This is a genomic window from Gemmobacter lutimaris, assembly GCF_003570715.1.
GTDB lineage: Bacteria > Pseudomonadota > Alphaproteobacteria > Rhodobacterales > Rhodobacteraceae > Gemmobacter > Gemmobacter lutimaris.
Window position 1 is genome coordinate 34,368 of the sequence record NZ_QXXQ01000003.1, and the last position, 19,903, is coordinate 54,270.

Here is a 19,903-nt window from a genome sequence, read left to right on the forward strand (position 1 = left end):
CGCCCGGCGCGGTTTCCTCCCCTGAACAGGGGAGGAAAGGGTGCGAAATCAGCCTACCAAATAGGCACGCAGCGTCGCTTCAGTGCCCTGTGCGGCGAGGCTGTGCAGCCAATGCGCGAAATCCGCCGCGAATCCCGCATGGTCGCCCAGATCGCCATAGATCGTGCGCTGGTCCAGCCAGACCTGCGGTTGTTCCTGGGCTTGCCGGGCCAGCCCTTGCAGCACGTCCCAGTTCGGGTCGTTGGGTGCGATCTCGGCGCCACTGTCGCTGCGGCCCGCGCAATAGCGGCACCACATCGCCGACACCAGCGCCAGCCCGCGCGCCGACCGCCCCGCCGCCAGCGCGTCGCGGACCGAGGGGATGATGAACTTCGGCTGCCGGTTCGACCCGTCGAGGCAGAGCCTGCGTTCGGTATCCGCCACCTCTGGATTGGCAAATCGTGCGCGGATCAGATCGAAATAGGCCGGGATATCGGTATCGGGCACCGGCGGCACATAGGGGATGACCTCCTCGCGTTCCACCTTGTCCAGCAGGGCGGAAATCAGCGGATGCGCCATCGCCTCATGCACATATTCAATGTCCATCAGCCCGCCGGGATAGGCGATGATCGCGTGCCCGCCGTTGAGGATGCGGATTTTCATCATCTCGTAGGCATGAACATGGTCGGAGAAGGTGACGCCGACCTGTTCCAGCGGCGGGCGGCCGGCGGGGAAGTGGTCTTCCACCACCCATTGTCGGAACGGCTCGCACGTCACCGGCACCGGATCGTCGGCCAGACCGAAGCTCGCCGCCATGGCGCGTTCGCGCGGGCCGGTGGCGGGGGTGATGCGGTCCACCATCGCATTGGGGAAGGCGACATGCGTGTCGATCCAACCTGCAAGCTCGGGGTCCGACAGGCGGGCGAGGCCGACCACGGCGGCGCGGGTGACATGGCCGTTGCCTGGCAGGTTGTCGCAGCACATGATGGTGAAGGGCGGCACCCCCGCAGCCCGCCGGACCTTCAGCGCCGCGACGATGGCGCCGAAGGCGGTGCCCGGTGCGTCGGGATTGGCGGCATCGGCCATGATCTCGGGTGCGGCGGGGTCGAATTGGCCAGTGGCCGCGTTGATGAAATAGCCGCCCTCCGTCACCGTCAGGCTGACAATGCGGATTTCGGGCTGGGTCATCGCGGTGATCAGGCTGGCATTGCCCGGCTCGACCGGCAGGAAGTCGATCATGCTGCCGATACGGCGGCAGGTCTTTCCTGCCGGATCAAGCTCGATCACCGTTGAAAGGCAATCCTGCCCCTTCAGCGCATCCCGCATCTTTGCATCCGGCGCGCGCACCCCGGCGCCGAGGATCGCCCAGTCATGTCCGAGGCCGAGGTTGAACAGGTCGTCCAGATAGACGGCCATATGCGCGCGGTGAAAATTGCCCAGCCCGATATGGACGATGCCGGGGGTCAGCTTGCTGCGGTCGTAGCGCGGAGTTTCTACAGTCATGGTCAGGCCATCCAGTTTCCGCCGTCCACGCCGAAGCACTGGGCGACGATGTAATCGGCTTCCGGCGTGGCGAGGAAGATCGCCATACCCGTCAGATCCTGCGCCGTGCCCATGCGCCCGAAGGGCACGGTGGCGCCGACCTCGCGTTTCTTCTGGCCGGGGGGCTTGCCTTCAAAGCGGGCGAACAGGCTGTCCACATGATCCCAGTGTTCGCCGTCCACCACGCCGGGGGCGATGGCATTGACGTTGATACCATGGGCGATCAGGTTCAGCCCGGCGCTTTGCGTCAGGCTGATGACGGCGGCTTTCGAGGCGCAATAGACTGCCACAAGGCTTTCACCGCGCCGCCCGGCCTGGCTTGCCATATTGATGATCTTGCCGCCTTCGCCCCGGTCGATCATGTGCCGCGCCGCCGCCTGCATGCAGAACAGCGTGCCCGCCACATTGACCGAAAAGATACGGTCGTAATCGGTGCGGGTGATGTCAGCGATGGGCTGGGCGGTGAACAGCGCCGCGTTGTTCACAAGGATGTTGAGCTTGCCCATCCGCGCGATGGCGGTGGCGAAACCGGCCTCGATGCTGGCCTGATCGGTCACATCCATCTGCACCGCATGGGCCTGCGGACCAAGCTTCGCCGCTGCGGCTTCGGCGGCAGCCGCATTGACGTCGGCCAGCGTCACCGTCGCGCCCTCGGCGATATAGGCGCGGGCGAACTCCAGCCCGATGCCGCGTGCCGCCCCGGTGATCAGGGCCGTTTTTCCCGCCAGCCGCATCAAAGCGCCATCCCGTTTGCGTCGAAGCGGTAAAGCTTGTCGGGGGGTGGCAGAAGGCTGATGGTCTGGCCATGATGCAGCCCGCGTTCGCCGGGCACGCGCACCGTCAGATCGCCCACGCCTTCCACCGCGACCTTCAGGAAGGTATCGGACCCCAGATGCTCCGCCAGCCCGATCACGCCCTTCCACGGGCCGTCGGCCGTGACTTCCAGATGTTCGGGCCGCACGCCAAGGGTGGCGCAGCCGTGCCTGTCGGCCTCGGCCCCGGTAATGAGGTTCATTTTCGGGCTGCCGATGAAGCCTGCGACAAACAGGTTGCGCGGGCTGCGATACAGCTCCAGCGGTGAACCCACCTGTTCGATCCGGCCCGCGTTCAGCACCACGATCTTGTCGGCCATGGTCATCGCCTCCACCTGATCGTGGGTGACGTAGATCATCGTCGTCTTCAGCGACTGGTGCAGTTCGCTGATTTCCTGCCGCATCGTGACACGCAGCGCCGCGTCAAGGTTCGACAGCGGTTCGTCGAACAGGAAGGCGGCCGGTTCGCGCACGATGGCGCGGCCAATGGCGACGCGCTGGCGCTGACCGCCCGACAACTGCCCCGGACGGCGATCCAGATAGCTGGAAAGGTTGAGGATACGCGCCGCGTTTTCAACCTTCCGGTCCTGTTCGGCCTGCGGCATCTTCGCCATCTTCAGCGGGAAGGCGATGTTCTTCCTGACCGACATATGCGGGTAAAGCGCATAGCTTTGGAACACCATCGCAAGGCCGCGTTCGGCCGGGGCCGCATCGGTGGCATTGCGTCCGTCGATCTCGATCTTGCCCGAGGAGATGTCCTCAAGCCCGGCGATCAGCCGCAGCAGGGTGGATTTGCCGCACCCCGAGGGGCCGACGAAGACCACGAATTCGCCATCGTTGATCGTCAGATCCAGCGGCGGGATGACATTCACGTCGCCGAAGCTTTTCGTGATCGAGGAAAGGGTAATCTGTCCCATGGGTTACCTCACTTCACCGCGCCGAAGGTCAGGCCGCGGACGAGTTGTTTCTGGCTGAACCAGCCGAGGATAAGGATCGGCGCGATGGCCATGGTCGAGGCCGCCGAAAGTTTCGCGTAGAACAGCCCCTCGGGCGACGAATAGCTGGCGATGAACTGGGTCAGCGGCGCCGCGTTCGAGGTGGTCAGTTGCAGGGTCCAGAACGCCTCGTTCCAGGCGAGGATGACGTTCAGAAGCAGGGTCGAGGCGATGCCGGGCACGGCCATCGGCGTCAGGATGTAAAGGATTTCCGACCGCAGGTTTGCGCCGTCCATCCGCGCGGCCTCAAGGATCTCGCCGGGGATTTCCTTGAAGTAGGTGTAAAGCATCCAGACCACGATCGGCAGGTTGATCAGTGTCAGCACCACGACCAGACCGATGCGGGTGTCCAAGAGGCCGAAATCGCGGAACATCAGATACATCGGCACCAGAACGCCCACGGCAGGCATCATCTTGGTGGACAGCATCCACATCAGCAGATCCTTGGTGCGCTTGCCCGGCACGAAGGCCATCGACCAGGCCGCCGGAATGGCGATCAACAGCGCCAGCAGGGTGGAGCCCAGCGACAGAACGACCGAGTTCCAGAAATGCTTCAGGTAGTTCGAGCGTTCCTGCACCTCGTGATAGCTTTCCAGCGACCAGGTCGAGGTCAGCACATCCAGCGGCGCCTTGATGGCGTCGCCCTCGGATTTGAAGCTGAGGATGATGGTCCAGAGGATCGGAAAGAAGATCAGGAAGCCGATGGTCCAGGCGGCGACCGTGACGACGGCCTGCCGGGTGGCGGTGGTTTTGCGCGACATGGCTCAGGTCTCCAGATTCTTGCCGATCATCCGCATCAGGAAGATCGCAACGATATTGGCCAGGATCACGGCAATGATGCCGCCCGCGCTGCCGCCGCCCACGTCGTAGTTCAGCAGCGATTGCGCATAGACGAGGTAGGGCAGGTTGGTCGAAGCCGTGCCGGGGCCGCCGTTGGTAGTGACAAGGATTTCGGCAAAGACCGACAGCAGGAAGATGGTCTGGATCAGCACGACGACGGTGATCGACCTCGTCAGATGCGGCACCGTCAGATAGATGAAGCGGTTCAGCCAGCTTGCGCCGTCCATCTCGGCCGCCTCCATCTGCTCGCGGTCAAGGCTTTGCAGGGCGGTCAGCAGGATCAGGGTGGCAAAGGGCAGCCAGCTCCACGCAACGATCAGGATGATCGAGGCCAGCGGCGCATGTGACAGGAAGTCGAAGGGCTGCAAGCCAAACGCCTTGGCGATATGGGCGAACATGCCGTTCACGGGGTTCATGAACATGTTCTTCCAGACCAGCGCCGACACCGTGGGCATCACGAAGAAAGGCGCGATCACCATGACGCGCACAATGCCCTGTCCCTTGAACGGCTGGTCCAGCAACAGCGCCAGCGCCACACCGCCGACGACGGTGATGACCAGCACACCCCCCACCAGCAGGAGCGTGTTCACCAGCGCATCCCAGAACGCGTGTTGCGTGATGAAGTAGTAATAATTGTCAAAGCCGGTCCAGCTTTCCATGCCGGGCATCAGCAGGTTGTAGCGCAGGAAGCTGAAATAGATGGTCATGCCCAGAGGAACGATCATCCACAGGAACAGCAGGATGACCGCGGGAGAGACCATGAGGCGCGCCGCCGTCCGCGAATGTTCGGTTGCCATGGCGTTTCCTGAATGTCGGAGGGGAATGAAACGGCGGGGCCAGCGGATGTGAGAGGGCCGGCCCCGCCCAGGGAGGAACGACAGGCGTTCCTTACTTGATGTAACCCGAGCGGGTCATTTCCGTGGTCACCATCGCCTGCGCCTGTGCCAGCGCATCCTCCGCCGAGGTGCTGCCCGCCAAAGCGGCCGAGAACATCTGTCCGACAGCGGTGCCAAGACCCTGGAATTCCGGGATCGCCACGAACTGCACGCCGACATAAGGCACTTCATCCACGGTCGGATGGGTCGGGTCGGCCGCATTGATGCTATCCAGCGTCATCTTGGCAAACGGCACCTTCTGGTATTCCGGGTTCGCATACAGCGAGGTGCGGGTGCCCGGCGGCACATTGGCCCAGCCTTCTTTCTCGGCGACCAGCGCCAGATAGTCTTTCGAGGTTGCCCAGGCGACGAAGGTCTTGGCGGCCTCTTCCTTCTGGGTGCCCGCCGGGATGGCGAGGTTCCAGGCCCAGAGCCAGTTGCCGCGCTTGCCCAGACCCTTGTCGGGCGCCAGTGCAAAGCCGACCTTGTCGGCCACGGTCGAATCCTTCGGATTGGTCACGAAGCTCGCCGCAACGGTGGCGTCGATCCACATGCCGCACTTGCCTTGCTGGAACAGTGCGAGGTTTTCGTTGAACCCGTTGTTCGAGGCGCCGGGCGGGCCGTAGTTGTTCATCAGGTCCAGATAGAAGGTCAGCGTGTCTTTCCACGGCTGCTGGTCGAACTGGGGTTTCCAGTCCATGTCGAACCACTTGGCCCCGAAGGAGTTGGACATGGCGGTCAGGAAGGCCATGTTCTCGCCCCAGCCGGCCTTGCCGCGCAGGCAGATGCCATAGACCTCGCCGGCCTTGTCGGTCATCTTCTCGGCGGCTTCCCTGATGAAGTCCCAGCTGGGCGCGTCGGGCATGGTCAGCCCGGCCTTCTCCATCAAGTCGGTGCGATACATCACCATCGAGCTTTCGCCGTAGAAGGGCGCGGCGACCAGATTGCCGTCAACGGTCAGGCCGCCACGGATGGCAGGCAGCAGGTCGTCCACGTCATAATCGGCGGGCAGGTCATTCAGCGACACCAGCCAGCCCTGCTTGCCCCAGATCGGCGCCTCGTAGGTGCCGATGGTCATCACGTCGAACTGGCCGCCCTTGGTGGCGATGTCGGTGGTAACCTTCTGGCGCAGGACGTTTTCTTCCAGCGTCACCCACTCGACCTTGATGTCGGGGTGCTTGGCGTTGAAAGCGTCCATCAATCCTTGCATGCGGATCATGTCGCCGTTGTTCACGGTGGCGACGGTGATCGTGGTTTCGGCCAGCGCAGCACCCGCGAGCGTAAGCGAAACCGTCGCGCCAAGCATGGCGCGGAGTGTCATGTTCATCAGTGATCCTCCCTGTATGCGAATGAGCAAATCATCGCACTATGGGTAATTGCTCACATGATGGCGCTACCGTCAAGCCCCCGGATTCGCCGCAAATGCGAAGGAAACAAGGCTTACGGGCGGTTCAGAATGGCGGTCGCTGTGGCTTCGTCTGTCACCAGACTATTGATAATGCGGGATTTCATCGCACCGATGATCGCCAACGCCTTGCTTGCGCCTGCAGCGATCCCCACGGCGGGCCGATCCAGCCCCGGTGTCACCCGCACCCCGCCCGTGCGGCGGTTGGTGCCCAGATCGAGGTAATTGCCCGCCGAATCGAAGACCCAGCCCGCCACCTCGCCCACGGCGCCCGCCGCCTGCATCTCGTCCAGTTCCGCCCGGCTGACGAATCCGTCAGCCAGCAGCGGCGCGTCGTCTGACATCTGCCCGACGCCTACCACCACCACATCGGCCTTGCGGGCAAGGTCCACTACACGTTGCACCGGGGCAAGCGCATGGAAGGCCGCGCGTTCCTCAGGGGTGGGGCTGATCACCGGCACCGGCATCGGGTAATGGGGGGCGCGCACCTTGTCGGCGATGCGCATCACCACGTCGAAGAAACTGGCCGAGCCATCGGGGGCGATATTGCCGATCAGCGACACCAGACGGTGTTGTTCGGCCTCCATCGGGGTCAGCGCATCCACCATACCGCGCAGCGCTCGTCCGGTGCCCAGTGCGATGACCAGTGGATCAGGCATGCGCAGGAAGCGTTCCATCTCGGCCGCGGCAGCACTGCTTGTGGCGGTGACCGGATCGGCGCCCGGCCCAAGCGAGGGCACCACCCGGCAGCGCAAAAGCCCGAACCTGTCCTTCAGCGCGGTTTCCAGATCCAGACAGGCAGCGATGCGGTGGTTCAGCCGCACATGGATCAGACCTTCCGCCATCGCCCGGCTGACCAGCCGTTGCGCGCGCTGTCGGCTGATGCCCAGTTCACCCGCGATCTGGTCCTGCGTCATCCCACCGACGTAGTAAAGCCACGCCGCCCGCGCGGCATCGTCCTGCGGTGTGGTCTCGGGTTCGGCGCGGCTCATGGCATGCTCCGTAGGTCGGGGGCGATCCGGTAGAAATCGCCGAAAGAGGCAAAGCGATGATGCGGGCGTGCATCGTCGGGTTCGGGCAGGGTGTCGGGGCCCATATGGCTGCCGCCGGTAAAACGCCAGACCTCCATCCCCGCCGCAAGGGCCGCGCGCACGCCAGTCAGGCTGTCCTCGATCACAAGGCAGTCTTGCGGCGCGGCGCCCATCCGCGCAGCGGCATACAGGAACAGGTCAGGTGCGGGCTTGCCGCGCGACACCTCGGATGCGGTGAAGATATGCGGCGCCAGCCGGTCCCACAGCCCCACCAGCCGCAAGGACATTTCCACCCGCCGCGGGCTGGAGGAGGTGGCGACACAGGTCGGCACCGACAGGTCATCCAGCATGTCCGCAACACCCGGCATGATCTTCAGCTCGCGGCCGAACGCCTCCAGCAGCGCCTCGCGGTAGCGGGTTTCAAATTCTGGGGGCAGATCCAGCCCGAATTCGCGCCGGATCGTCGCCATGACGGTCGGATAGCTGCGGCCAAGGAAATGCTGCGACACATAGGGCAGGTCGATCTGCACACCCAGGCGCGACAGTTCGGCAACCAGCATACGAGCGCTGATGATCTCGCTGTCGATCAACACGCCGTCACAATCGAGGATCAGAAGCCTGGGAACCCGTCTCGCCATGCCCCGTTCTGGCACAACCGCCTTCGTCGGGCAATCTGGCGCTGTTGCCCCGGAAGGCGGCGGGGCATAGGTTGGCGGATATGGGAATCGACGCCGACATCCTCGCCGACTGGCACGCCTCTGCCGCAGCACTTCAGTGGCTTCACGAACTTGGCGTGACCGAGCCGGTGCTGGATGCACCGCTGGATCGCTATGATCTGGCGGAGCGGGAGGCCCCGCCCGCCCGCGCCGCCGCTCCGGCTCCGGCGCGCGGCCCGGCACAACGGCAGGTGCCCGAACCACCACCCGAGCCGGTGAAGATTGATCCGGTCGCCGTGGCGCGGGAAACAGCGCAGCGCGCGCCGACGCTGGAGGCACTGCGCGAGGCGCTGGGCGCCTATCCGCATTGCGACCTGAAACGCGGCGCCCGGAATACCGTCTTTGCCGATGGCAACCCCGCCGCCCGCGTCATGGTCATCGGCGAGGCGCCGGGCCGCGACGAGGATATGCAGGGCCTGCCCTTTGTCGGCCGTGCCGGGCAGTTGCTGGACCGCATGTTCGCCGCCATCGGCCTTGGCCGCCAAAGCCCCGACGCGGAGCGCGCGCTGTATATCAGCAATGTGATGCCGTGGCGCCCGCCCTCGAACCGGGAACCCACGCCCGAGGAAATGGCGATGATGGTGCCCTTCCTGCGGCGCCATGTCGAACTGGCCGATCCGGGGGTCATCGTCATCATGGGCAACACGCCCGCGCAGGCGGTGCTGCGTCAGCGGGGTATCACCCGTCTGCGCGGCAAATGGGCCGAGGCCTGGGGCAAGCCGGTGCTGCCGATGCTGCACCCCGCTTACCTTCTGCGCAACCCGCATGCGAAACGTGATACCTGGGCCGACCTGCTGACGCTTCAGGATCACCTGAACGCCTGATCAGGGCGTCATCGCCTTGCGCTGACGCGCGCGTTCCAGCCCCAGCCGCCGCTCGCGCCAGATGATCAGAATGCCCGCCGTGATGATCAGGCTGGCCCCGCCCAGCATGGGCAGCGTCGGCACTTCTGCGAAGATGAAATAGCCGATCGCCAGCGCGAACAGCATCGAGGCATAATCGAACGGCGCCACCAGCGAGGCATCGGCCTCGCGGTAGCTCGATGTCAGCAGGATCTGCCCGATCCCGCCCAGGAGCCCCGCCATCACCAGAAGCGCCGCCTCTTGCGCCGTGGGCACCACCCAGCCGAAGGGCAGCGTGATCAGCGACAGCAGGGTCGAGGTCAGCGAGAACCAGAACACGATGGCGGGTGTCTTTTCGGTGGCCACCATCTTGCGCACGAAGACTTGTGCCAGTGCGGCAAAGACCGCGCCGGTCAGCACCAGCATCGCGCCCATCGCCTGCGCATGATCGACGCCCTCGCGGCTTAGCGTCAGGCGGGGCCAGAGCACGATCAGCACGCCACACATGCCCAGGGCCACGGCGGAAATGCGGAAGGCGCGCACCTCCTCGCCCAGAAACATCGCGGCGAAAACCACGGTCAGCAGCGGCGCGGCATAGCCGATGGCGGTGACCTCGGGTAGCGGCAGCCAGGCCAGACCGGCAAAACCGAAACCCATGGCGCAGGTGCCCGCCACGCCGCGCCAGACATGGCCCATCGGGCTTTGCACCCGCAGCCCGGCGGGAAACTCGCGCCGGGTCAGCAGCCAGACCACGATGACCGGAATGGCAAAGAAGGATCGGAAGAACACCGCCTGCCCGGCGGGCACATGCGCGGCGGTGGCCTTGATCAGCCCCGACATGGTGATGAACACCAGAACAGACAGCAGCTTGTAGGTGATGCCGCGCAGCGGTCGCATAGGGCGTTTCCTTCCTTGGCCCATGGGTGTCATCCCCCGTCGGCAGGCGCAAGCCGGAAACGGCTTGCCGTGCCGCGCGCCCTGCGCTTCACTGCCGGGAAAAGGAGACTGCCATGACCCTGCCGCCGCTTTCCGATGTCATCGCGCAAGGCCGTGGCCTTGCCCCCGCCGATCTGGTGCTGCGCGGCGGGCGGGTGTTCGACGTGATTACCGGCGCATTGCTGGAAGGCGATGTCGCCATCTGCGGCGTGCTGATCGTAGGCGTCTTTGACTCTTACGAAGGCCGCGAGGTGGTGGATGTGACGGGCAAGATCCTCGTCCCCGGCTTCATCGACACGCATCTGCACATCGAAAGCTCGCTGGTCACGCCTTACGAGTTCGACCGCTGCGTCGGCCCGCATGGCGTGACGACGGCGATCTGCGACCCGCACGAGATTGCCAATGTCTGCGGGCTGGAAGGCATCGGATATTTCCTCGACGCCTCAGCCCATACTGTCATGGACATCCGGGTGAACCTGTCCTCCTGCGTGCCCTCGACCCATATGGAGACGGCGGGCGCCCGGCTGGAGGCGGCGGATCTGGTGCCGTTGATGGATCATCCGCGCGTCATCGGTCTGGCGGAGTTCATGAACTTCCCCGGCGTGCTGCATCAGGACGCCGGTTGCATGGCCAAGCTGGAGGCATTTCGCGGCCGCCATATCGACGGCCATGCGCCGCTTCTGTCGGGGCGCGACCTCAACGGCTATATCGCCGCCGGTATCCGAACGGAGCATGAGGCGACAACGGCCACCGAGGCGATGGAAAAGCTGCGCAAGGGGATGCGGGTGCTGATCCGCGAAGGCTCGGTTTCGAAAGACCTGCATGCGCTGGCGCCGATGCTGACGGAACGGACCTCGCCCTATTGCTGTTTCTGCACCGATGACCGCAACCCGCTGGACATCGCCGAACACGGTCATCTGGATTACCTGATCCGCACCGCCATCGCGCTGGGCTGCCCGCCGCTGGCCGCTTACCGGGCCGCCAGCCTTTCGGCGGCCGAAGCCTTTGGTCTGAAGGACCGTGGCCTGATCGCGCCGGGCAAGCGGGCCGACATCGTGGTGCTGGAGGATCTGGCGACCTGCCGGCCGGAGATGGTGTTCACCGGCGGGGTGCGGGTGGGCGATGCCGCCTTCGTCACCCGCCGGATCGTGCCGCCGGTCGCACGCCATTCGGTGAAGGCGCCACCGGTGCGCGCCGAGGATTTCCGCACTGGCGGCAACCGCGCCGAAACCCCGGTCATCGGCATCCTGCCCGGCAAGATCATCACCGAACATCTGACCTATGACATCGCGCCCAGCGATGGCGACAAGCGCCCCGACCTTGCACGCGATCTGGTGAAGATCGCGGTGATCGAGCGTCACGGCAAGAACGGCAACCGCGCCACCGGCTTCGTCAAGGGCTTTGGCCTGAAACGCGGTGCCATCGCCTCGACCGTCTGTCACGATCACCACAATATCGCAGTGGTCGGCGCCGACTATGCCGATATGGCGCTGGCCGCCAACCGGCTGGGCGAGATCGAAGGCGGCTTTGTGGTGACGGAAGGTGGCAAGGTGCTGGCCGAACTCGCGCTGCCCGTCGCCGGGCTGATGAGCCTGCAACCGTTCGAGGTGGTGCGCGACGATCTGATCACGCTGCGCGCCGCCGCCCGGTCCCTGGGGGTGGAGCTGGAAGAACCCTTCCTGCAACTCGCCTTCCTCGCCCTGCCGGTGATCCCGCATCTGAAGATCACCGACCATGGCATGATCGACGTGGATCGTTTCGAGGTGATGCCCTGATCGGGCATCACGCGCTTCAGCGGTTCAGGCTTTTCGCCAGACGCATCAGGTTCACCGCCTCGACACGATAGCCGAACGGGTCATCACCCCGTGCGCCTTCGGCAAGGCGGATCGCATCGTCCCAGCCCCAGTCACCCAGATAGGTCGCGCCAGTCAGAAGCTGGCCGAAGCCCGCAATAGCGGCGGCGAAGCGGGCATCCGCGCCGGGGGCCACGTCGGTCGAAAGGATGGGGGTTTCGATCAACTGGCTTTCTGCCGCACCCGGCGCCTTATAGCGCAGCCGCAGGAAGCCCAGTTCCCCCGCGGGTCCCGTCGCCTCGGGGGCGGTGCCATAGCGCAGCGGCTCGGTCAGCCGGGCGGGGCTGTCGGGGGCGGTGATCTCGTAAAGCGCGGTCACCTGATGGCCGGCGCCGATCTCGCCCGCATCCACCTTGTCATTGCTGAAATCCTCGCGCCGCAGGGCACGGGTTTCATAGCCGATCAGCCGGTATTCCGCGACCTGCGCGGGGTTCCATTCGACCTGAATCTTCACATCGTCGGCGATCGGGAACAGCGCGCCGGAAAGCTGATCCACCAGCACCTTGCGAGCCTCTTGCGCGGTGTCGATATAGGCCGCCATGCCATTGCCGCTTTGCGCCAGCGCCTGCATGGTGGCGTCGTCCAGATTGCCACGCCCGAAGCCCAGCACCGACAGATAGCTGCCGCCCGCGCGTTCCTTGGCGATGAAAGTCTCCAGTTCCTCGGGGTCTGAAATCCCGAGGTTGAAATCCCCGTCCGTCGCCAGCAGCACGCGGCTGATTTCGCCCTCGCCGCGCATCTGGTCGGCAAGACGGTAAGCCTCGGCCAACCCCTCCGCCCCTGCCGTGCCGCCGCCGGGCACCAGATCATCCAGCACGGCGGAAATCGCGGCGGTTTCGCGGGCGGGTGTGGGCGGCAGCACCACACCGGCAGAGCCAGCATATGCGACGATGGCGACCTCATCCTCGGGGCGCAGTTGCGGCAGCACCAGCCGCAGCGCCTGTTTCAGCAGCGGCAGCTTATCGGCTTCGTCCATGCTGCCCGAGGTATCGACCAGAAATACCAGATTGAGCGGCGGTCGGTCGGCCAGCGCGGGCAGGCGGCCCTGCAAGCCGATCCGCACCAGCCGGGTACCCGCGTTCCACGGCGTCGGCATGACCGAAACATCGGCGCGGAACGGCGCATCGCCTTCGGGCGCGGGATAGGCATAGGGGAAGTAATTCACCATCTCCTCGATCCGCACCGCCTCGGGCGGGGGCAGGGCGCCCGCCTCCAGATCGCGGCGGATCACGGCATAAGAGGCCGTATCAACATCGACCGAGAAGGTGGAAACCGGGTCGGTATCGACCGACTTCACCGGGTTCGCATCGGCATTGGCGAAGGCCGAGGTATCGGGTTCTGGCGCGGTGGCCGCGTCCATTGCCGTTATTGCGCCACCCATCGCAAACTCAGCCTCGGGAGCGGCCTCAAGCATCACGGGGGCATCGGCGGAAGGTGCTATGGTTGGCGCCACCTTGCGCGTGGCCAAGGCGGGCGCCCCTGCCAGCGGCGCGGGAGCGGCGAGGGGCGCCATGTCTTCGACGGCCTCAGGCGTGGTGGGTTCCGGTGCAAGGCGCACCAGCGCCGGTTCGGGCGGCTGGTGCAGCGCAGGGGAAAGGGCGATCACCGCCACGGCCAGCGCGGCGACAGAGGTCGTTGCCGCCAGAAGCCCGGCGGGGGAAAGGGATTTCAGCATGTCTTTGACTCCGGTCAGAAAGCCCTTCCTTTCAGGGCTTGCCGGATTGGGACGCGCGGGGGCAGCGGTTTCTTGGCGGTTGTCCTGCAAAAGATCGAAATTTTGCAACGCGGCATCCAGCGCCGCCATCCGCGCCGCATCACCGGGCGGTGGCGGGGCGGCGCGCAGGGCCGATTTCAGCTTGTCAAAATCATCGGTCATTGCGCCTCGTCCTCTGCTGCGATGCGGCGCAGCCGCTTTTTCACCTCGGACATGCGCCAGGCGACCGTGCCTTCGGAAAGGCCCAGCACCTCGGCCGCCTCGGCCTGGGTCAGTTCCTCGCCCAGAACCAGCGCGACGGTTTCGCGCAGTTCCGGCGACAACCGGGCCATGGCGCCTTCCAGCCACTGCCGCGCGGCGCGGGATTCCTCCATTTCGGCCTGACGGGCGATTTCCCAATCGCCCCAGCCATCAGCGGCCCGTGCCCGCGTCGCCTGCCGCCGCCGCAGATCGGAGGCGGCATTGACGACGACACGGTAAAGCCATGTGGTGAACCGCGCCTCGCCCCGCCAGTTTGCCAGCTTGGCGGGCAGGGCGGCGCAAATTTCCTGCGCCAGATCCTGCGCATCCGCGGCCGAGCCAGTCAGCCGCCAGCCAAAACCGTAAACCCGGTCGTAATGCCGCGTCACCAGCGCCGCGAAAGCGGCACGGTCGCCACTTGCGGCGGCCAGAGCAAGGGTTTCATCCGGTGTTTCCATGCGCATGACGCTATTCAGACGCGACGGGCTGCGCAATCCTTGGCCTGTCACCTGAAAATTTCGCACCAATGCAAAAGGCCCGGAGAAATCTCCGGGCCTTGCCGTCCTTGCGGGCGGGGTCAGTTGACGGCGGCATCCACCACCTGCGTCACCCCGGCGGGGCGGGCGATTTCGATGCGGCGGGGTTTCAGCGCCTCGGGCGTTTCGCGCACGAGGTCGATGTGCAGCATCCCGTGTTCATGGGTGGCGCCGGTGGCGCGCACATGATCAGCCAGCGCGAAGCGGCGTTCAAACGCGCGGGTGGCGATGCCGCGATGCAGGTAGCTGCGTTCGGCTTCTTCCGGTGCCTTGCGGGCCGACACGAACAGCGCGCCTTCCTTGACCTCGACGCTCAGTTCCTCGGGCGTGAAGCCTGCGACAGCGATCGAGATGCGATAGGCATTCTCGTCGGTTTTTTCGATGTTGTAGGGCGGATAGGTCGGCTGGGCCACGTCGGCGCTGAGGGCACGATCCATCAGATCGGCGATCCGGTCAAAGCCCACGGTGGCACGGTAAAGCGGTGCGAAATCGAGATTGCGCATGGTCATCCTCTTGAAGCGATGTCTGTCCGGCCCCCCGTTGCGGGCGGGCCTCGGTTGATGGCGCGGGCCCGTCATGGCACCCGCCCAAGTGATCTGGGAAGCCGTCGCGCCGGTTTCAAGACCCTTTGCGCGCCTGCATTCCGCGCGCCGGATCATAGCCCCAAAGCGCCGCCGCCCCGAAGACCATGAGCGCCAGCAGCACCCAGCCTGCGGCCGCGAGGTTCGGTTGCAGGTAAAGCGCAAAGCGGATCAGTTCGACCGCATGGGTAAAGGGGTTCACAGCGCAGATCTGCGCCAGCAGAGGGCTGGCCTCTTTCATCTTCCACAGCGGGTAAAGCGCAGAGGACAGGAAGAACATCGGGAAGATGACGAAGTTCATCACCCCCGCGAAGTTTTCAAGCTGGCGGATGAAAGACGACAGCATCAGCCCCAGCGCCCCCAGCATCAGCCCGGCCAGCAGAATGGCGGGAATGGCGACGATATAGCCCTGCCACGGCATGTGGATACCGACCCCCGCCGCGATGGCAAGGAAGGCAGCACATTGCAGCAGCGAAATCATCGCCCCCGCCGTGACCTTGGCAAGCAGCAGCCACCAGCGCGGCAAGGGTGCGGTCAGCAGCAGGCGCATCGACCCCATCTCGCGGTCATAAACCAGGCTCAGCGAGCTTTGCATGCCGTTGAACAGGCAGATCATGCCGCAGAGGCCGGGAGTGATGTAGATTTCATAGGTGATATAGGTCTGGTAGGGCGGGATGATCGACAGGCCCAGTGCGGCGCGAAAGCCGGCGGCAAAGACCAGCAGCCAGACCAGCGGCCGCACCAGGGCGGCAACCAGCCGCCCGCGCTGACCCAGAAAGCGCAGCGCCTCGCGGTGCAGGATGGCGCGGAAGGCCAGCCACCAGATCATGCCTCGGCCCCCGTCAGCCGCAGGAACATCTCGCGCAGCGGCTCGTCCCCGCGCAGGTCGCGGGTGATGCCATCGGCAAGCAACCGGCCGCGATGCAGGATGGCAAGCTGATCGCTGTCGCGCACCTCATCCGTCAGATGCGTGGCCCAGAGCACGGCCAGCCCCTGATCGGCAAGGTCATGGACATGGGCGGTGATCGCCGCCCGCGCGGCGGCATCAAGGCCGACAGTCGGTTCGTCCAGCAGCAAGACCTCGGGCCGGTGGATCAGGGCGCGCGCCAGTTCCATCCGGCGGCGGTGGCCACCGTTCAGGGCACGGACGGGTTCAGCCGCACGTTCGGCCATGCCCAGCCGCTCCAGCGCCTCGGCGGTGCGGGCCTCGGCCTCGCGCCCGCCGATGCCGTGCAGGGCGGCGAAATACAGCAGGTTGCGCCGCACCGTCAGGTCAAGATCCAGTGTTGGCTGCTGGAACACCACCCCCATGCGCGCCAGCGCGGCGCGGGGTGCGCGGGCCAGATCCTGCCCCGCGACGGTGATGCGGCCTGTCCGTGTGGTAAACAGCCGGGTGAGCAGGGAAAACAGCGTCGATTTCCCGGCCCCGTTCGGCCCCAGCAGGGCGCAGAACCGGCCCTTCGGCACCTCAAGCGCCACCTCGCTCAGCGCCGCCTTGGCGCCGTAGCTGTAGCTGACCCCATGGATGCCGAGGCCGGGCGTCATTCGATCACGATGTCCAGCTTCTGGGTATCGCCCTTGGTGCCGGGCACGCGCATGACATAGCTGCCGGGTTTCACGGCGATAAAGCCGATTTCCATGGTGCCCGCCTCGTCAAACTCGACGGAATCGAGGCCCAGCGGCCGCACCTCCAGACCCTCGATGACGATTTCGTCGATCCATATGGCACGGAAGAATTCCGGCGCGACGAGGCCAAGCTCCTGGCTGCCATCCGCCTCGATCTCGACCTCGTAGTAGTGGCCGGATTTCAGCTTCCACGGCGCATCTGCCAGCGGCGCACCGGCGGACAGCAGGATGGGCGGCAGGTTGCTCTTGTTACCCTTCGACATCAAGCCAGCGGCCCCCAGAGCCGCGTCATCGTCATCCTCCCCTTCGGCATGGACAGCAAGGGGCAGGGCGGCCAGCAGCGCGGCAAGGATCAGCGGTTTCATGGGATGTCCTTTCTGGTTCACGGCCGCATCGCCGCGCCCCAGGGGAAGCGGCCGACCTTGATGGATTTGACAGGGGTTTCGCGGGCAACGTCGATCACCGTCACGTCGCCGGACACGCCGTTGGTGGTGAAAAGCTGGCTTTGATCTGGCGACCAGGCCATGTGCCAGACCCGACGCCCGGTGAGGATGTAATTCGTCACCTCGTAGCTGGCGGTATCGACCACGGCCACATGATTGGCGGGGCCAAGGGCCACGAAGGCGCGTTTGCCATCGGGCGAGAACTTGAACCCGACGGGCTGGATCAGATCGTCATTCACTCCGGCAATGGCGAAATGCACCTTTCCCAGTTCTTGCTGGTCGGCCACCGAAAACACGGTGACAGTGCCACCGATTTCAGCGCTGACCCAAAGCTGGCTGCCGTCAGCGGTAAATTCGGCATGGCGGGGGCGGCTATCGACCAGCGTATTGGCAAACAGCTTGTGCGTCGCCGTGTCGATCCAGTGCGCCATATTGGTGGTTTCAGAGGTGGTAATGGCGATCTTGCCATCGGGGCTGATGGCCATGCCTTCGGGTTCCACCCCCACGTCGATCTGCGCGACCACCTGACGGCTTTGGGTATCGACGACCGTGGTGATCGCATCATCCTCGTTGGCGATGTAGAGATGCCGGTCATCGGGAGCGAGCACAAATTGTTCAGGGTCTTCACCCGAAGGCAGGTCATGCAGGATCTCGCCTGTATCAGGGTCCATCACCTGCACGGTGTCACTGTCAGAAGCGCAGATATACAGCCGCCTGAAATCCTTGGAGAAGGTCACGCCACGCGGGCGCTCGCCGGTGGGATAGGTCTTGATGACCTCCAGCGTGTCGGTGTCGATGACGCTGACCGTGTCATCCTTTTCATTGGTGACCCAGATTTCCCCGGCATGGATCGGGGCGGGGATCAACGGCGTGGCAGTCAGCAGCAGGGCTGCGGCAAGGCGGCGCATCGGGTTACTCCGTGAAGGCGTGGCACTGGCTCTCGGGTTCGTCGAGGCCAAGCGTGTCGGTTTCGTTGCGCTGGTGCAGGAACCCTTCGACCGGGGCGAGCGTCACGAGCGCCCGGGCATTGGCGACCGCGATGGGCTGACGCATCTGGCCGTTCCAGTGCCGGAAGCTGAGACCGCGCCCTTTGAACCCGTCCAGCTTGAAGGTATCGGACAGCATATAGCTGCGCAGTGTGGCCGGATCGGCGCTGCCGGTGCGGATGACCGCCTCGCCGATTGCCCGGATTGCGGCCCATGCTGCATAGTCGCGGCTTTGCATGTCGCGTCCCGCCGTCTCTTCAAAACGGTTCTGCAACTGGACAGCGCCCCATTGTTCCATCACATGCGTCCAGCCCAGTGGCTCCATGCCCTCGGACCCGGCGACGGGGCGCGGCAGCCATGTGTTGTTTTCGACATAACGGCCGAAATCGTCGGTTTCATCGGCCACCAGAAGCACGTCATGGTCCGGCAGATCCTGCGTGAAGGGCGGCAATTCGACTGTGGCGGCGCGGCGCAGGTCGGTGTCGAAGCTCCATGCCTTTTCGCCCACCAGCGTCAGGCCGAACTTGGCCGCAGAGCGGCGCAGATGATCGGCATAGACCAGATCGGCGGCCTTTGGCCCGGTGATCAACGCCAGTTTCGACCAGCGTTTCGCAGCCAGAACCTGCATCAGCGCATCGGTGCGTGCGCCATCCTCGGGGATCGTATGCAGCAGGTTGGCCCGGCAATCGGCGGACCGCAGCGCCTCGTCCCCAGAAGCGACGTTGAACAGCAGCTTGTCCGCAGCTTCGGGCGTGTCTGCCACGGCCAGAAGCTCGGCGGCGGTGGCGTCCACCAGCACCAACCCGGCCCCGGCCAGTGCCTCACGCGTGGCGGCGGCAAAATCGCCATCCGGGGGCACGTCGATCACGGTCAGGGCATAGGTCTCACCAAGGAACTTGCCCGTCGCGGCAACCTCGGCCAGCGCGAGATTCGCCCCGGCGATCCCCAGATCCTCGGGCACGGGATCAAGGTTCGACAGGACCGGCGCTGGCACCACCTGCTGTCGCAGATAGATCACCTGAACGTCCACCGACGCAGCGTATAACCCTTGAACGGGCATCAGGCCAATGCCGGTAACGGCGGCCAGCGCCATCCGGCGCAGGGTTGTTTTTGGCATGGTTTCTCTCCCTGTCGGGGATGTTGGTCGCCCACGCCACAGGGCGATATTGGACATTGGTCGCAAGACCCCGCCGCTTTGCACGAAAGTCCAATACCGCGCTGCGGTGCGGAAAGGTTAGCTCTGACTCAAGTGCTCAGGGAGGATGCGCAATGACGAACATGACCCGCGGCTTCGTTGCCGCTGTGGCCCTCGCGGGGCTTGCGACCATGGCTTTTGCCCACGGCGATGTGGCCCCGCAGCCGGTGAACACCGACGCGCTGCCCGATGTGGGCGAGGAATGGCTGACCGAGAACCCCTATCGTGCGGCAGCAGCAGGGGATGACGTCTGGGCCAAGGCGGTAGAGATCGGCGACAGCGCCTTCAACCAGAACTGCGCGCGTTGTCATGGTCTGGGCGCGGTGTCGGGTGGTCTGGCCCCCGATGTGCGCTTTCTGGAGGCCGAGGAATACGGCGACGAATGGTTCATGGAACGGTTCCAGCACGGCTACACTCAGGATGGTGTCACCAAGATGCCAGCCTTCGGCGAAGTTCTGGGCCAGAAGGCAGGCTGGGCGATTCGCACCTATATCGAGACCCGGCCCGAGGATGGCGCACTGGATGCGCATTCCGCCCGTCTGACCGCGATCCGCGACACGCTGATGGCGGGTGGCGCCGATCAGCCCGCGCTGAAGGAAGAGCTTGCCGCCATCGCGGTCGAGGTCAAGACCGCCTCGGGCGCGCCGGTCGCGGACAGCGCGGCCAGCCGGGCGGCGAAGCTACTGGATGGTTCGGATCTCGGAGCGAAACATGCGGCCGATGCGCTGACGGTCGGGCTTTCGGCGGCACACTGAG

The 19,903-nt window shown here is 65.1% G+C and carries 20 protein-coding genes; 3 read left to right on the forward strand and 17 right to left on the reverse strand.

Going from position 1 to position 19,903, the window contains the following annotated elements; translation table 11 throughout:
* Positions 1–48: 48 nt before the first annotated feature.
* From D2N39_RS06680 to D2N39_RS06715, 8 genes are all read right to left on the reverse strand, one after another.
* On the reverse strand, positions 49–1,488 hold the full coding sequence (locus D2N39_RS06680; protein WP_199725223.1) for a mannitol dehydrogenase family protein: 1,440 nt from the start codon (positions 1,486–1,488) through the stop codon (positions 49–51).
* Positions 1,485–2,255, reverse strand: coding sequence for an L-iditol 2-dehydrogenase (locus D2N39_RS06685; RefSeq protein ID WP_119134016.1), 771 nt, complete (start codon positions 2,253–2,255; stop codon positions 1,485–1,487). Before D2N39_RS06685 ends, D2N39_RS06680 begins: the two co-directional genes overlap by 4 nt.
* Positions 2,255–3,250, reverse strand: coding sequence for an ABC transporter ATP-binding protein (locus tag D2N39_RS06690; RefSeq protein ID WP_119134017.1), 996 nt, complete (start codon positions 3,248–3,250; stop codon positions 2,255–2,257). The genes D2N39_RS06685 and D2N39_RS06690 overlap by 1 nt, the downstream gene beginning before the upstream one ends.
* A gap of 8 nt (positions 3,251–3,258) precedes the next feature.
* Positions 3,259–4,089 carry a carbohydrate ABC transporter permease gene (locus tag D2N39_RS06695; RefSeq protein ID WP_119134018.1) on the reverse strand — a complete coding sequence of 277 codons (831 nt, stop codon included), beginning with the start codon at positions 4,087–4,089 and terminating at the stop codon, positions 3,259–3,261.
* 3 nt (positions 4,090–4,092) lie between these two features.
* The gene (locus D2N39_RS06700; RefSeq protein ID WP_119134019.1) at positions 4,093–4,965 is read right to left on the reverse strand and encodes a carbohydrate ABC transporter permease; all 873 of its coding nucleotides are present in this window, start codon (positions 4,963–4,965) and stop codon (positions 4,093–4,095) included.
* Between the two features lie 91 nt (positions 4,966–5,056).
* Complete coding sequence (locus tag D2N39_RS06705) at positions 5,057–6,364, reverse strand: ABC transporter substrate-binding protein (RefSeq protein ID WP_119134326.1); 1,308 nt, start codon at positions 6,362–6,364, stop codon at positions 5,057–5,059.
* Positions 6,365–6,483: 119 nt separating this feature from the next.
* A complete protein-coding gene (locus D2N39_RS06710) occupies positions 6,484–7,440 on the reverse strand; it encodes a sugar-binding transcriptional regulator (protein ID WP_119134020.1) in 957 nt (318 codons plus the stop codon).
* Positions 7,437–8,117, reverse strand: a complete 681-nt coding sequence (locus D2N39_RS06715) for an HAD family hydrolase (RefSeq protein WP_119134021.1) — start codon at positions 8,115–8,117, stop codon at positions 7,437–7,439. Before D2N39_RS06715 ends, D2N39_RS06710 begins: the two co-directional genes overlap by 4 nt.
* Positions 8,118–8,197: 80 nt before the next feature.
* Between D2N39_RS06715 and D2N39_RS06720 the strand changes: the two genes are divergently transcribed.
* Positions 8,198–9,019 carry a uracil-DNA glycosylase gene (locus D2N39_RS06720; protein ID WP_119134022.1) on the forward strand — a complete coding sequence of 274 codons (822 nt, stop codon included), beginning with the start codon at positions 8,198–8,200 and terminating at the stop codon, positions 9,017–9,019.
* Here D2N39_RS06720 and D2N39_RS06725 read toward each other — a convergent pair whose 3' ends face one another.
* On the reverse strand, positions 9,020–9,934 hold the full coding sequence (locus D2N39_RS06725; RefSeq protein WP_108128724.1) for a DMT family transporter: 915 nt from the start codon (positions 9,932–9,934) through the stop codon (positions 9,020–9,022).
* 113 nt (positions 9,935–10,047) lie between these two features.
* Between D2N39_RS06725 and ade the strand changes: the two genes are divergently transcribed.
* Positions 10,048–11,748, forward strand: coding sequence for an adenine deaminase (gene ade / locus D2N39_RS06730; protein ID WP_119134023.1), 1,701 nt, complete (start codon positions 10,048–10,050; stop codon positions 11,746–11,748).
* 16 nt (positions 11,749–11,764) lie between these two features.
* On the opposite strand, the gene D2N39_RS06735 is transcribed toward ade, so the two are convergent.
* The 8 genes from D2N39_RS06735 to D2N39_RS06770 form a co-directional block, all read right to left on the reverse strand.
* The gene (locus D2N39_RS06735) at positions 11,765–13,702 is read right to left on the reverse strand and encodes a vWA domain-containing protein (RefSeq protein ID WP_119134024.1); all 1,938 of its coding nucleotides are present in this window, start codon (positions 13,700–13,702) and stop codon (positions 11,765–11,767) included.
* Complete coding sequence (locus tag D2N39_RS06740; RefSeq protein WP_119134327.1) at positions 13,699–14,238, reverse strand: RNA polymerase sigma factor; 540 nt, start codon at positions 14,236–14,238, stop codon at positions 13,699–13,701. The genes D2N39_RS06735 and D2N39_RS06740 overlap by 4 nt, the downstream gene beginning before the upstream one ends.
* 119 nt (positions 14,239–14,357) lie before the next feature.
* Positions 14,358–14,819, reverse strand: coding sequence for an Hsp20 family protein (locus D2N39_RS06745; protein WP_119134328.1), 462 nt, complete (start codon positions 14,817–14,819; stop codon positions 14,358–14,360).
* A 115-nt stretch (positions 14,820–14,934) separates the two neighbouring features.
* Positions 14,935–15,726 (reverse strand): ABC transporter permease, encoded by a 792-nt coding sequence (locus tag D2N39_RS06750; RefSeq protein ID WP_119134025.1) that lies wholly within the window; start codon positions 15,724–15,726, stop codon positions 14,935–14,937.
* A complete protein-coding gene (locus D2N39_RS06755; protein ID WP_119134026.1) occupies positions 15,723–16,442 on the reverse strand; it encodes an ABC transporter ATP-binding protein in 720 nt (239 codons plus the stop codon). Before D2N39_RS06755 ends, D2N39_RS06750 begins: the two co-directional genes overlap by 4 nt.
* On the reverse strand, positions 16,439–16,888 hold the full coding sequence (locus D2N39_RS06760; protein ID WP_119134027.1) for a hypothetical protein: 450 nt from the start codon (positions 16,886–16,888) through the stop codon (positions 16,439–16,441). Before D2N39_RS06760 ends, D2N39_RS06755 begins: the two co-directional genes overlap by 4 nt.
* A gap of 17 nt (positions 16,889–16,905) precedes the next feature.
* Complete coding sequence (locus D2N39_RS06765) at positions 16,906–17,874, reverse strand: YVTN family beta-propeller repeat protein (protein ID WP_119134028.1); 969 nt, start codon at positions 17,872–17,874, stop codon at positions 16,906–16,908.
* A gap of 4 nt (positions 17,875–17,878) precedes the next feature.
* Entirely contained in the window at positions 17,879–19,069 is a 1,191-nt protein-coding gene (locus D2N39_RS06770; RefSeq protein ID WP_119134029.1) for an ABC transporter substrate-binding protein, read from the reverse strand.
* 152 nt (positions 19,070–19,221) lie between these two features.
* On the opposite strand from D2N39_RS06770, the gene pedF reads away from it, so the two are divergent.
* The gene (pedF, locus tag D2N39_RS06775) at positions 19,222–19,902 is read left to right on the forward strand and encodes a cytochrome c-550 PedF (RefSeq protein WP_119134030.1); all 681 of its coding nucleotides are present in this window, start codon (positions 19,222–19,224) and stop codon (positions 19,900–19,902) included.
* Position 19,903 lies beyond the last annotated feature (1 nt).

What these genes read in the sequence shown, in the direction of transcription:
- D2N39_RS06725 (WP_108128724.1), bottom strand. Translation starts at nt 9,934, where the DNA reads ATGCGACCGCTGCGCGGCATCACCTACAAGCTGCTGTCTGTTCTGGTG.
- D2N39_RS06745 (WP_119134328.1), bottom strand. Translation starts at nt 14,819, where the DNA reads ATGCGCAATCTCGATTTCGCACCGCTTTACCGTGCCACCGTGGGCTTT.
- D2N39_RS06685 (WP_119134016.1), bottom strand. Translation starts at nt 2,255, where the DNA reads ATGCGGCTGGCGGGAAAAACGGCCCTGATCACCGGGGCGGCACGCGGC.
- D2N39_RS06710 (WP_119134020.1), bottom strand. Translation starts at nt 7,440, where the DNA reads ATGAGCCGCGCCGAACCCGAGACCACACCGCAGGACGATGCCGCGCGG.
- pedF (WP_119134030.1), top strand. Translation starts at nt 19,222, where the DNA reads ATGACGAACATGACCCGCGGCTTCGTTGCCGCTGTGGCCCTCGCGGGG.
- D2N39_RS06695 (WP_119134018.1), bottom strand. Translation starts at nt 4,089, where the DNA reads ATGTCGCGCAAAACCACCGCCACCCGGCAGGCCGTCGTCACGGTCGCC.
- D2N39_RS06755 (WP_119134026.1), bottom strand. Translation starts at nt 16,442, where the DNA reads ATGACGCCCGGCCTCGGCATCCATGGGGTCAGCTACAGCTACGGCGCC.
- D2N39_RS06720 (WP_119134022.1), top strand. Translation starts at nt 8,198, where the DNA reads ATGGGAATCGACGCCGACATCCTCGCCGACTGGCACGCCTCTGCCGCA.
- D2N39_RS06700 (WP_119134019.1), bottom strand. Translation starts at nt 4,965, where the DNA reads ATGGCAACCGAACATTCGCGGACGGCGGCGCGCCTCATGGTCTCTCCC.
- D2N39_RS06765 (WP_119134028.1), bottom strand. Translation starts at nt 17,874, where the DNA reads ATGCGCCGCCTTGCCGCAGCCCTGCTGCTGACTGCCACGCCGTTGATC.
- D2N39_RS06690 (WP_119134017.1), bottom strand. Translation starts at nt 3,250, where the DNA reads ATGGGACAGATTACCCTTTCCTCGATCACGAAAAGCTTCGGCGACGTG.
- D2N39_RS06705 (WP_119134326.1), bottom strand. Translation starts at nt 6,364, where the DNA reads ATGACACTCCGCGCCATGCTTGGCGCGACGGTTTCGCTTACGCTCGCG.
- D2N39_RS06750 (WP_119134025.1), bottom strand. Translation starts at nt 15,726, where the DNA reads ATGATCTGGTGGCTGGCCTTCCGCGCCATCCTGCACCGCGAGGCGCTG.
- D2N39_RS06770 (WP_119134029.1), bottom strand. Translation starts at nt 19,069, where the DNA reads ATGCCAAAAACAACCCTGCGCCGGATGGCGCTGGCCGCCGTTACCGGC.
- D2N39_RS06715 (WP_119134021.1), bottom strand. Translation starts at nt 8,117, where the DNA reads ATGGCGAGACGGGTTCCCAGGCTTCTGATCCTCGATTGTGACGGCGTG.
- D2N39_RS06735 (WP_119134024.1), bottom strand. Translation starts at nt 13,702, where the DNA reads ATGACCGATGATTTTGACAAGCTGAAATCGGCCCTGCGCGCCGCCCCG.
- D2N39_RS06740 (WP_119134327.1), bottom strand. Translation starts at nt 14,238, where the DNA reads ATGGAAACACCGGATGAAACCCTTGCTCTGGCCGCCGCAAGTGGCGAC.
- ade (WP_119134023.1), top strand. Translation starts at nt 10,048, where the DNA reads ATGACCCTGCCGCCGCTTTCCGATGTCATCGCGCAAGGCCGTGGCCTT.
- D2N39_RS06760 (WP_119134027.1), bottom strand. Translation starts at nt 16,888, where the DNA reads ATGAAACCGCTGATCCTTGCCGCGCTGCTGGCCGCCCTGCCCCTTGCT.